We start from the raw sequence: 7,419 nt of genomic DNA, 5'->3' as shown, positions 1-7,419 counted from the left end.
GCCAAAATCAGCCACGAAGAGACGATTTTGGGCTGAAAATTGGAAAATTGAGCCACAGGACGTCGATAAAGGACGGTTTGGGGCGTCATATCGGGAGCTGCGGACCACTTAATCGCAACTTCCTTAAGTGTAGTGCACCGTTTCGGCGCTTCATCCCGTTCGGGAAAATTCGTAGTATATTGAGAGTATTCCTCCACTCTGGACACGGACATGGCTTACTCCATCGGCGAATTCGCCAGACTCAGCGGCATCACCGCCACCACCCTGCGGGCGTGGCAGCGTCGCTACGGTTTACTCAAGCCACAGCGCACGGAAGGCGGCCATCGCCAGTACAGCGATGAGGACGTCCAGCAGGCGCTCAAAATCCTCGACTGGGTAAAAAAAGGCGTCCCGATCGGCCAGGTCAAACCGCTGCTGGAACGCCCGACGCCGGGCCGAACCAACAACTGGCAAACCCTGCAGCAGAACATGCTGCAACGCCTGCAGGACGGCAAAGTCGAGTCCCTGCGCCAGATGATTTACGACGCCGGGCGCGAATACCCAAGGCCGGAGCTGGTCGCGAACGTGCTGCGCCCGCTGCGCCGCCAGGTCTCGGCTAACGTGGCCGCCGCCATGACCCTGCGCGCGATCCTCGACGGCATCATCATCGCCTATACCTCGTTTTGCCTCGAAGGCGATAAAAAAGCGCCTGGCGATAACATTCTGCTTAGCGGCTGGCACCTGAACGACCCGTGTGAGATCTGGCTCGAAGCCCTAACGCGCACCGGGCAGGGCCACCGCATTGACATTCTGCCAGTTCCGCCAGACGCCCTGGCTCCGGACATTTTCCCGGAGCGAAAATGGCTGCTGGTCACCAGCGGTAAACTCACCGCCGGGCGGAAAAAGCAGGTGGAGCAGTGGCAGCAGCAGGTATCGCTTGAAGTGATTATCCTCTGATCATTTTCTTCTGCGGGAATCTTCACGAAAAGTTGAATATTTTCCCGCGCCGCAAATGCTAACGTTTTCCTGTGACGAATAACTCCACAGGAAAACACCATGAAAAAAACTGCCCCTCTGCTGATCCTGGCCTCAATGGCCTTTGCCCCCGCCGCCTTTAGCGCCCCTGCCGGTACGCTGAGCGTCCACATTCTCGACCAGCAAACCGGGATGCCGCCATCAGACGTGAGCGTTACGCTGGAGAAGCAGCAGCAGGACAAATGGACCCCGATTGCCAGCGGTAAAACCGACCATGACGGACGCATCAAATCGCTTTATCCGCAGGATCAGGACATGCAGCCTGGCGTGTATAAAGTGACCTTCAAAACCGCAGAGTACTTCCACGGCAAAAAGCTGGACTCCTTCTTCCCGGAGATCCCGGTGCTGTTTACCGTGACCCGCACCAACGAGAAGCTGCACATCCCGCTTCTGCTGAGCCAGTACGGTTACTCGACTTACAAGGGCAGCTAAGACGTATTGATTTTAAAGGAATTAAAAAAATAGTTCCGCGAATACTTGGACAAATTAGTCATGTTGTGTAAGTTTTAATTATATGAACGGGAGGACCACACCATGACAACGAAACCTGTGCTCGGTATTAGCGGATGTTTGACCGGATCCGCCGTTCGCTTTGACGGCGGACACAAGCGTATGAGCTTCGTCATGGATGAGCTGGCCCAGTGGGTGAACTTCAGGCCCGTGTGTCCGGAAATGGCCATCGGCCTGCCGACGCCTCGCCCTGCGCTGCGTTTGATTATGACCACCAGCGGTGAAACGCAGATGCGCTTCAGCCACGCGCCTCACGAAGACGTTACGCAGAAAATGGCGGACTTTACGGCAGATTTTTTGCCGAAAATCGGCGATCTCGCCGGGTTTATCGTCTGTGCTAAATCTCCAAGCTGCGGCATGGAGCGCGTGCGCCTGTATGATGAAAACGGCAACCGGGGCCGCAAGGAGGGGGTCGGGCTGTTCACCGCCGCCCTCCTTGAAACCTGGCCGTGGCTGCCCGTTGAAGAGGACGGACGCCTGCACGATCCGGTGCTGCGTGAAAACTTTGTCGAACGTGTTTTTGCCCTGCACGAACTGAACGCGCTGCGTAAAAATGGCCTCACGCGCCGCGCGCTGCTGGACTTCCACAGCCGCTATAAGCTCCAGCTGCTGGCGCACCATCAGGCGGGTTACCGTGAAATCGGCCCGTTCGTTGCCTCGCTGCACGAGTGGGAAGACCTGGACGCCTTCTTTGTGGCGTACCGGGAAAAGCTGATGACCATCCTGAAAAAACCCGCTTCGCGTAAGAATCACACCAACGTGCTGATGCATATCCAGGGGTATTTTCGTAACCAGCTGAACACCCGCCAGCGCGGCGAGCTGCGCGACGTGATCCTGCATTATCGCAACGGACAGTTGCCTATCCTCGCCCCGATCACGCTGCTGAAGCACTACCTGGCCGAATACCCCGACCGGTATCTGATGACGCAAAACTACTTTGATCCCTATCCTGATGATTTGGGTCTGCGTCTGGCAGTCAAGTGATGAAAAAAATGCGAAGGCCCCATTGACCCACAGAGGCCCAAAGCAGTACCCCGTTTAGACGACATCCTCACTGTCGTCTCTTTTTTGCATTTCATCTCAAAGGCTGTGATTATATACAGGCTTATTCTGCTAAAGGGGCCTGCTTGTGATCCACACCCTGCACATTCAAAACTACCGATCCATCCGCGAGATGTCGCTGGAGCTGGAGCAGCTCAACATCGTCTTCGGGCCGAACGGCACCGGAAAATCCAATATCTACAAGGCGATACACCTGATGCACAGCGCCGCCCAGGGGCAGTTTTCCCAGGCGCTGGCGAACGAGGGCGGCATTCTGAAGGTGTTCTGGGCAGGCAAAACCCGCAGCGACCAGCTGCGGCGGATGAACCTCGCGGTGGAAACAGAGACCTACGAATACGAGCTGCAGGTCGGGTTTGTGGAGAAGCTGCCCTACCCGTCGCAGTTTCAGCTCGATCCGGTGATCAAAGAAGAATCTCTCTGGCTGAGCGGCCAGCACCGTCGACCTTCGTCACAGCTGATGAAGCGCAGGAACCAGGCGGTGTTTCTGAACAACGTGCATCACGAGAAGGTGACCCACAGCGGCACGCTGTACGAGAACGAATCGGTATTCGGACAGCTCGGCGAACCGCACCTTTACCCGGAAGTGTCGCAGATGCGCGAGTCCCTGCGTAACTGGCGCTTTTATCATGATTTTTCTGTATCAATCGGCTCGGCGATGCGCGCCCCGCAGGTCGGTTTCCGCTCCCCGGTGCTGGCCAGCGACGGCGCCAACCTGGCGGCCGCGTTTCAGACCATCGTCGAGATTGGTGACGAGCTGCTGCTGATGCGCATCCTTGACCAGGCCTTCCCCGGCTGCGTGTTTTACAGCGACAACACCGGCGGACGTTTTCGCATGATGATGCAGCGCGAGGGGCTGAACAGACCGCTGGAACCGGCGGAGTTCTCCGACGGCACCCTGCGCTTTCTGTGCCTTGCGGTAGCGCTGCTCAGCCCGCGCCCACCGGCGTTTATCGCATTGAACGAACCGGAAAACAGCTTGCACCCGCAGATGCTGCCCGCCCTGGCGAGCTTAATCGCCGAGGCCAGCCGCTACTCGCAGATCTGGCTCACCAGCCACTCGCCGGAGCTGGCGACGTTGATTGAGAAGCAGCGATCGTTTTCGCTGTATCAGCTGTCGATGACGGAGGGGGAGACGCGGGTGGAGAGGCTGGGGTAGTCTCAATGGGCACGGAGGCTGTTTTTTCGCATCTCGCTTCAGTGAAGCATGCCAATAAAGAACCCCAGATACCCGGCCCTGCTTAACCATAAAAAAGGACTGATGAGGCCGGACCGCCGGAGATTAATCAACTCTCTCATGGGAGCCAGGCCATCATTTTTGATAACGACATTTTTTGCACAATAGCGGCAATGCATAATCAGAAATAAAATTCCGGCGATCGCAAAACCAAAATAAATTTCGCGACTTCCCCAAAAATGAGTGCTTAATTTTAAATAAGTTAATCCCCAGACACTGACTAAAAAGACGATAAATGAACATGCTGCAATGTTCATGTCTCGCTTACTACCCAGACCAAAAAAGAGCGCGTCAAAGAAAAACATCGTGGTAAGAGGTGACTGAACGCTTCTTCCCGTCACTTTACTAAAACGGACAAACACGACAGTTCCGATGAAAAATGCGAACAGCGCAATTCCTAACAGCAGATAAATCATTTGATTAGTCCTTTTTGAAGGGCCAGGATATGAGGTCGGGACTGTTAGAGCCGTTAAGTTTGGAGAGAAATGGCTCAGCAAACACTGTAAAAAACTTTCTTCAATCCTGCTTAGGGCGCGATTTTATACTAACCAACATCCACTAAACGATTGTTTTTGCTCATCTGCGTCCAGATTTTTCAGTTAAGACAGAAGCTGATATATCTCGGCCTCAGCCTTCTCACTTGCGTATTTGGCAGTGAAGGTTGTGATATCCTTATCACCCAAAAACCGATTATCAACAACAACCAAGTCCTATAATTTGTATTTTTTCATTTCAGTTTTCCCCTGGCAAAATCTTCGCCTTCTTTTCCTGCTCTCTCAGATAGATAGCCACCTACTGTAGCACCTGCTATTACTGGTAATTGGTTTACGGTGCCACAACGCTATCTTGTCCCGAGCCGAAATGCATCGGTTGGAAATAGTGGCTGCAAAATCATACTTTCATTAAAAATGAACATTTTTGGTGACAACGCCGCGACATCATAAATATTTTCAAGCACTAATCTCAAATTAGTTCTGAATAAAGGTATATTTGCATCGTCTGCAATGACATAAACATCTTCATTTTTTAACCTGGATTGACAGAGTAACTCATCACTGGTTTCAAAGTCTCTAAAGCTTAATTCAGACCAAGAAATGTTTCCGCTAACAAAGGGATACCCTTCCAGAATAGTATTTACTCGCTCTTCTTCTTTATCAATGATAGTGAAATCAGCACTAAGAGCCTCTTTACACTCTTCGAATAAACTCATGAGATCTACCTGTTCATTTATTTAAGACTTAATGGTTTTTCCATTACCTCAAATAGTATTACTTGCTTAACACCATTTCCTGCCCCTTTATATAATCTCTATCATTCATATGGATACTTTTTACAGGATCATAATCGACTCGCCGCGCTTAGCCCACCGAAAATATTCCAATTATATTTCTCGGACAGAGTTCTTCAGAAGATTCGCGCTAACATTAATATGTAATTTTACCCGATTATAAGCACTGGATACCGCGACTATCCCTCGCCAGATTTAAGACAGACTGCCATTTCTTTATCGAAAGGTTTTTCCTCATTTCAGCTTAAAAACTTACTCTCAGCAACAACTAGTATTTTTTAAAAGAAATATACCAACAACCTACACCAACAATAACCCCACCCAATGATGCGCCCTTAAGAATCCTCACTAACTCAAAAAGACTTATCTCAACAGGGATACTACGAATGAAATAGAGATAGGCCTTTGCAAAAAAATAAGTTAGCAAAGCAATAATATCCATTGTTAAGATCAGCGTCAGCAAAATCAAAATAAAAGATATTAGCCATCTTTTTTCGTTCATTTTGCTGCTCCATTCTTGTTATTAGCAGGAGTAGATGGGTCTACCACCACATTAAATACTTCACCTGCAACGCCGCCGCCTGCAGCTCCAACAATCCCAGGCACTGGACTCAATCGATAAGGCTGAGATATACCATATCCAATATCCTCCCACTGTAAAGATTTCCACATGGGGTTAACAACCTCACCCAATATCGGTTCTATTAATTTATTACCTACTCCATAACCAATTGCTCCACCCAAACCACCGATAGTTCCGTAAAGGAATGGATTTTTTCCATCCAGGTAGCTTACGATGGCGCTGCTACCAGCATTGATAAGAACTGTTGATTCAAATCTAGTATAACGGGTTAAAGCACCGCTCCAGTAGGCAGCAATAACGTTTTTAGGATCAACGGAACCATTCATCACATAATCAACACCACACACAGCTCCGGCGCTGATTACACCAGAAATCACTATTGCTTCAGGAAGAATGCCTCCGTACAACACTGTTCCCATAGCCGCCATCGCCATCTGGCAGGATACCGGTGTGCCTCCGCTGCCGGCTTCTTTAATCGCGGCCTGCTGCTCTGCCTGCCATTTTTCTGTCGTTCCCGATTTTACAGCATTTGCAGCTGCCAGAACGCTGGCAAGGTTGTTATTCTCAACAACAACTCTTTCCGGTGCGAACTCAGCCACCGCAACCACTTTTCCTTTTCCTTTCAGTTAGTTATAACTGCTTTTCCCTGTTGTATTTTATACCCAGGATTTTTGCGCTGTTAAGCGTTTTTGGGGCCACAGACGCTACCGCCCTGCCGTGACACAAGGTCTATCGCGCCACCATCATATAAGCCAACTACAGCATCACTGCGGACGCCGAAATCTTGGATTTATATTTTAATTAAGAAGTTCCTTTGATACATTGCCAGTATCGAAGAACTCCCTAAAGACCCTGACAACAAGACCATAATTTTTTGTAAGCTGAATTGCTGGCCAGTAATCTCCGAAAATTAACACTTTTTCATCTGGTTGTGTTAAATCGGTAATTGACATAACCTCATCATCTTCGTTCAAAAACGTAACCAGATAGAAACCTTTTTCCATTCTTACTTGTATTTCTGAGATTAAATTACCTTCGCAGTCTAATCTGTCGACGGTTACACAACCACTAAATAAATGAACTTTGGCTAATAAGTTAACAATATCTTCCCAGCAATCAGGCTTCTTCGTGCCACCTTTTTGTGATATCGACCATGAAAGAAGCAACCTATTCATCATTAGCTCCTTTTACGCGGAAGCCCTTTGTTCCTGACTGCCAATATAAGGTCCTACCAGTAGTTTCGTAAAATAATGTTAACGACTTAAGCCCTGATCTTTCAGCCATAATTTTTATATCGCTTAGACAATATGAGAAAACTTTCTCCCCACTTACCGACATAAACATATCTTTGCCGTTAGTCATTCCTTTTTCATAAGCTTGCTGAATTACACCTACCTCTGCATGAGCTGTTCCCATATTCCCATTGGGAAGGTTTTTATCCGGCCGCATGTCTATCTTGGCCTGCACAACATCATTGATAAGCGTCGGTTTATTGAAATCAGCTAACTGTGAAGGTCTTATACCTTGGTTGGTGTCAGAAAACTTCACTCCGTCCACATTTCCCCTGGCTACGACTTTTAGATTGGCATCACCAACTTTACTTAAGGAAGTTGCGATTAAGTGGTCCGCAGCTCCCGATATGACGCCCCAAACCGTCCTTTATCGACGTCCTGTGGCTCAATTTTCCAATTTTCAGCCCAAAATCGTCTCTTCGTGGCTGATTTTGGC

At 49.4% G+C, this 7,419-nt stretch carries 11 protein-coding genes; 4 read left to right on the top strand and 7 right to left on the bottom strand.

Annotated elements, in window-relative coordinates:
- Positions 1–212 (bottom strand): hypothetical protein (locus tag ACOTXT_RS21935; RefSeq protein ID WP_421625452.1); only part of this gene is annotated, 212 nt, incomplete at its 3' end.
- Between ACOTXT_RS21935 and ACOTXT_RS21930 the strand changes: the two genes are divergently transcribed.
- The 4 genes from ACOTXT_RS21930 to ACOTXT_RS21915 all read left to right on the top strand — a co-directional run bounded on the left by ACOTXT_RS21930 (position 211) and on the right by ACOTXT_RS21915 (position 3,742).
- Positions 211–936, top strand: coding sequence for a MerR family transcriptional regulator (locus ACOTXT_RS21930; protein WP_008500116.1), 726 nt, complete (start codon positions 211–213; stop codon positions 934–936). The genes ACOTXT_RS21935 and ACOTXT_RS21930 overlap by 2 nt on opposite strands.
- 99 nt (positions 937–1,035) lie before the next feature.
- Positions 1,036–1,446, top strand: coding sequence for a hydroxyisourate hydrolase (gene uraH / locus ACOTXT_RS21925; protein ID WP_008500117.1), 411 nt, complete (start codon positions 1,036–1,038; stop codon positions 1,444–1,446).
- 102 nt (positions 1,447–1,548) lie between these two features.
- The gene (locus ACOTXT_RS21920; protein WP_028015684.1) at positions 1,549–2,508 is read left to right on the top strand and encodes a YbgA family protein; all 960 of its coding nucleotides are present in this window, start codon (positions 1,549–1,551) and stop codon (positions 2,506–2,508) included.
- Positions 2,509–2,653: 145 nt separating this feature from the next.
- The gene (locus tag ACOTXT_RS21915) at positions 2,654–3,742 is read left to right on the top strand and encodes an AAA family ATPase (protein WP_055322119.1); all 1,089 of its coding nucleotides are present in this window, start codon (positions 2,654–2,656) and stop codon (positions 3,740–3,742) included.
- 38 nt (positions 3,743–3,780) lie between these two features.
- On the opposite strand, the gene ACOTXT_RS21910 is transcribed toward ACOTXT_RS21915, so the two are convergent.
- The 6 genes from ACOTXT_RS21910 to ACOTXT_RS21885 all read right to left on the bottom strand — a co-directional run bounded on the left by ACOTXT_RS21910 (position 3,781) and on the right by ACOTXT_RS21885 (position 7,308).
- Complete coding sequence (locus tag ACOTXT_RS21910; RefSeq protein ID WP_055322118.1) at positions 3,781–4,236, bottom strand: hypothetical protein; 456 nt, start codon at positions 4,234–4,236, stop codon at positions 3,781–3,783.
- Between the two features lie 425 nt (positions 4,237–4,661).
- Positions 4,662–5,030, bottom strand: coding sequence for a hypothetical protein (locus ACOTXT_RS21905; RefSeq protein WP_063930280.1), 369 nt, complete (start codon positions 5,028–5,030; stop codon positions 4,662–4,664).
- A 346-nt stretch (positions 5,031–5,376) separates the two neighbouring features.
- A complete protein-coding gene (locus ACOTXT_RS21900) occupies positions 5,377–5,610 on the bottom strand; it encodes a hypothetical protein (RefSeq protein ID WP_055322481.1) in 234 nt (77 codons plus the stop codon).
- A complete protein-coding gene (locus ACOTXT_RS21895; protein ID WP_074168563.1) occupies positions 5,607–6,290 on the bottom strand; it encodes a hypothetical protein in 684 nt (227 codons plus the stop codon). Before ACOTXT_RS21895 ends, ACOTXT_RS21900 begins: the two co-directional genes overlap by 4 nt.
- Positions 6,291–6,488: 198 nt before the next feature.
- Positions 6,489–6,869: a DUF6911 family protein gene (locus tag ACOTXT_RS21890; RefSeq protein ID WP_236251080.1), complete on the bottom strand. Its 381-nt coding sequence runs from the start codon at positions 6,867–6,869 to the stop codon at positions 6,489–6,491.
- Complete coding sequence (locus tag ACOTXT_RS21885) at positions 6,859–7,308, bottom strand: cytidine deaminase-like fold-containing protein (RefSeq protein WP_421625453.1); 450 nt, start codon at positions 7,306–7,308, stop codon at positions 6,859–6,861. Before ACOTXT_RS21885 ends, ACOTXT_RS21890 begins: the two co-directional genes overlap by 11 nt.
- Positions 7,309–7,419 lie beyond the last annotated feature (111 nt).

It is taken from the genome of Enterobacter cloacae complex sp. IR5422 (genome assembly GCF_049238165.1).
Taxonomy (GTDB): Bacteria; Pseudomonadota; Gammaproteobacteria; order Enterobacterales; family Enterobacteriaceae; genus Enterobacter; species Enterobacter roggenkampii.
Note: the sequence above shows the minus strand (reverse complement) of the source record. Positions and strands in the feature narration are given on the sequence as shown.